The 2654-nt window shown below is 42.6% G+C and carries 2 protein-coding genes; both read left to right on the forward strand.

Annotated features, from left to right (window positions below; genetic code table 11):
• The first annotated feature begins 264 nt into the window (after positions 1–264).
• Complete coding sequence (locus VN429_RS00950; protein ID WP_325628808.1) at positions 265–2373, forward strand: HAMP domain-containing methyl-accepting chemotaxis protein; 2109 nt, start codon at positions 265–267, stop codon at positions 2371–2373.
• 29 nt (positions 2374–2402) lie between these two features.
• On the forward strand, positions 2403–2654 hold a 252-nt coding region (locus tag VN429_RS00955; RefSeq protein ID WP_325628810.1), incomplete at its 3' end, for a chemotaxis protein CheW.

Raw genomic sequence — 2654 nt, forward strand, 5'->3', positions numbered from 1 at the left:
CAACATTGTCTTCATATAAAAAAGATTTGTATGTGCCGCCGCTTGAAATCGGTATATAAAAGCGAACGTCAATTCTCAATTGTCTGTGTCAGGAAGGGAGATGGGATTTCCCTCATGTTGCATGCTTTGAATCAATGTTAATGTGTTTCGAAAATCAGGGATATTATTCATAGACAATGTCAGGGAAGATGGTCATATCGGTGGGATTCACCATCATATCATATTGAAATTGAAGGGTTATTTGAGTGATTGAGTAAGGATAGCATGAATGTATTGGATGATGTTAAAATTGGAACGAAATTAATAGGTTCGTTTCTTGTTGTGGTTATCATTATGATTATCGTGGGAATTATCGGGTACATGGGGGTAACAACCACGGATTCATATCTTGATAAAATGTACAGTGAACAACTGGTTCCCACAGATATTCTTGAATCTCTTGATGGCGATCTCTGGCAGCTTCGTGGGAACTCACCAGGATATGCTTTTTTAACAAGCACACGGAGTAGCACTAAAGCTACAAGTGACGAATTAGTCAGGAATATCGATGCTAATCTGACTAAATACGAGCCATATATTGCATCGGATAAGGAACGTGAGATCTTTAATAAAGGGAAGAAAGCTTGGGAGGGATACAAAGAGGCACTTTCGAAGTTTTACATCACCGTTGATTCAGGTAAAAATGAGGATATAATAACTGAATTGACAACCGGAGATTTGGTGACCCAGAGAAAGGAATTTTCTGAGACATTGAAAGAACTGGTCTCGATGAATTTTAATGAGGCGAAATCACTTTCAGATGAGGGGAAGAAGACTGTCTCAAATATCATCCTGGTTACTCTTCTGGGCATAATAATCGGAGTTGTAATTGCATTATCTCTTGGATATCTTATCAGCAGAAGTATCACAGTTCCTCTTTCTAGGGGCGTTCATATGATGCAGGAGATGAGTATGGGTCATCTTGATAACCGCCTCAATCTGAACCGGAAAGACGAGATTGGTGAACTTACCACTGCAATGGATACGTTCTCTGATGACCTGCAGTATGTAATCATTGATGGGATGAAGAAGATTGCCGCAGGGGATCTTTCTGTTTCTGTGCAGTCACATGATGATCGTGACGAGATTGCTCCCGCGTTTAACCAGTTGATCGCTGCAATAAATGGCATTGTTGGTGAAGTTGGAATGCTCATCACAGAAGCAGAAGAAGGACGGCTCAAAAAGCGTGGTGATGCATCCGGGTTCACGGGAGAATACCAGAATATTGTCATTGGTATCAACAACATGCTTGATGCCATCGTTACACCTATAAAAGAAGCATTACGGGTTGCAGGACTATATTCTCAAGCAAAATTCACAACCCGGTTCAATGAAGATATCAAAATAAAGGGAGATCTGATTGCTCTGAAGGTGGGTATGGACACTATTGGAACAGAGTTATCAACAGCCATCACCAGTATTTCAGAGCAGGTAAACTCTCTTTCAGCCTCTTCAGAAGAAGCAGCGGCAAGTGTAGAAGAGATAACAGCTGGGTCTGCAACGATAGCCCAGAGCTCATCAGTTGTCAGTTCAAATGCAGAAAAAAGCCTCCATGCTGTTGAACAGGTACTCGCTGCTATGGAGGAGTTGAATCAGTCAGTCTCAACAGTAGCAGCAAAAGTTGACTCAGTAAGCAGGCTCACACAGGATGCAAATGGAACCTCCTCTAACGGGGTGAAACAGGCTGCAGTTGCAGAGCAGGGAATAAAAGCAATCAATGGTGCAGTCAATGATGTCGGCATAATTATTGGCGAGATCAGAGACCAGATGAATGAGATCAACAAAATTGTTGTCATTATCAGTGACATTGCAGATCAGACAAACCTTCTCGCACTCAATGCTGCCATTGAAGCAGCAAGAGCTGGAGAGGCAGGTATGGGATTTGCTGTTGTAGCAAACGAGGTCAAGACCCTTGCCCAGGAATCACAGGGATCAGCGGAGAATATCGCAAAGATCATAACATCACTGCAGAAACAGTCTGAACGGGCTGCAACAGCAATGGATCTTGCAACAGGTGAAGTATCAAAGGGTTCTGTAGCTATCACTGATACCATTGAGTTCTTCCATACCATTGCAGAGCAGGTCGAGGAGATTGCACAGCATATGGGAGAGGTTGCCAGTTTGTCAGAGGAAGAAGCAGCAGCAGTGCAGGAGATCACCTCCAGTGTATCTGAAGTCAGGAGCATGACCGGACAGACAGTAGAAGAAGCGGTCGGTTCTGCTGCTGCAACTGAAGAATCATCTGCTGCACTCAATCAGGTCTCCACGATCATCGGAGAATTATCAGTCATTGCAACCAATATCAACGAGTCTGTCAGCCGGCTCAATGGGTAAAAAAGAGAACCTATAATCAAAGGTGCGATATGGGAACAATGATAACTGAAGGAGAGTTTGGTACAGATCTTGGAGGTAGTAGTAGGAATCTCCCGGTAAAAAAAGGAACACCAATACAGACTGAAATACTTCAGTTTGTTGAGTTTGTCCTTGGAACAGAATATTTCGCAATAAACCTCTTCAATATAAAGGAAGTCATAACTTCTTCTGATATAACTTCTCTTCCAAATTCTCCGGCATATATCAAAGGAATAATGGATCTTCGTGGTGCGATCACAACC

The sequence above is a fragment of the Methanospirillum sp. genome (assembly GCF_035560735.1).
In the GTDB taxonomy this organism is placed as follows: domain Archaea; phylum Halobacteriota; class Methanomicrobia; order Methanomicrobiales; family Methanospirillaceae; genus Methanospirillum.